The sequence below is a fragment of the Winogradskyella algicola genome (genome assembly GCF_005869935.1).
GTDB classification, from domain to species: domain Bacteria; phylum Bacteroidota; class Bacteroidia; order Flavobacteriales; family Flavobacteriaceae; genus Winogradskyella; species Winogradskyella algicola.
Genome location: NZ_SZQF01000022.1, coordinates 1 through 1,171, shown reverse-complemented (window position 1 = coordinate 1,171; position 1,171 = coordinate 1). Strand labels below are relative to the sequence as shown.

The following is a 1,171-nucleotide window of genomic DNA, read 5'->3' as shown; positions in this document are numbered from 1 at the left end:
CTTAAGTTTACAATCCATTATATTTAGAAGATTAACCAGAAAGCACAAAAGAGAGGATTAAGATTAGTATACACGGTGAAGCTGTAACTTCGACAACAATGATAATCCCCTCTCTTTTCTACTTAGATATCGTTCAGTTCTGTGAGACCTGGATCTCGATTTTAAGTTGTTGATGTACAAGTAGATTGTCCTTTCCAAAAAAAGTTCTTATGAATAAAGATAAAGAAATTTACGGTATAGACATCAGTAAAAGTGTATTTGATGTTTACAGTACAAAAGGAGGTCATGTTCAATTAAAAAATGACGACAAAGGCTTTAAATCACTTTTAAGAACATTGCCACGGCATGCACTAGTGGTTATGGAGGCCACGGGCTATTACCATTATCGCTTGGCGCAGTACTTATATTCACAAGGTATCGCTGTCTCGGTTGTTAATCCATTATCGGTAAAGCGATTTATCCAGATGCGCTTGGCCAAGGTAAAGACCGATAAGAGCGATGCGAGGGCGATCTGTGAATATGGTATGCAGAACCAGGTTGCTTTGTACAATGCCCTTACAGCAGTACAAGCTGAATGCTTGCAGCTGTTTCGGCTTTTGGATATTTACATCAAACAACGTACGGCGACCAAGAACAAGATCAAGGGGGAAGAATCCCTGGGCAGGCCTTCCAAGTTCGTCTACAGTTCACTAAAGCGTAACCTGAGGCATCTGGACAAAGAGATCAACGGGTTGGAAGCACGATTATTGGAACTGGTAAAACAAGATCAGCAAGAGCAATTGACCTTGCTTAAGAGTATTCCCGGTATGGGTGTTAAAACTGCGTTGTTTTTAATCGTTGTTACCGATGGTTTTAGAAAATTCGAAAACGCCAGGCAATTGTGCAGTTATGTCGGTATCACCCCAACGATAAGGGAGTCGGGAAGCAGTATCAGGGGCAGAAGTAGAATAAGTAAAATTGGGAACAAAAAGCTCAGGAACTTACTGTTTCTATGTGCATTCTCAGCATGTAAACACAATAAGGCCTGTAGGGAATTGTACGATAGGATAGTGGCAAAAGGGAAAAGCAAGAAACTGGCACTCATTGCAGTAGCAAACAAACTGTTAAAACAGGCTTTTGCTATTGCAAAATCAGGATTGCCATATGACGAGAACTTTGTTTCAAAATTAGC

At 40.4% G+C, this 1,171-nt stretch carries 1 protein-coding gene; it reads left to right on the top strand.

From position 1 onward, the window contains the following. Positions 1-209: 209 nt before the first annotated feature. On the top strand, positions 210-1,171 hold a 962-nt coding region (locus FC091_RS15070), incomplete at its 3' end, for an IS110 family RNA-guided transposase (RefSeq protein ID WP_138435204.1).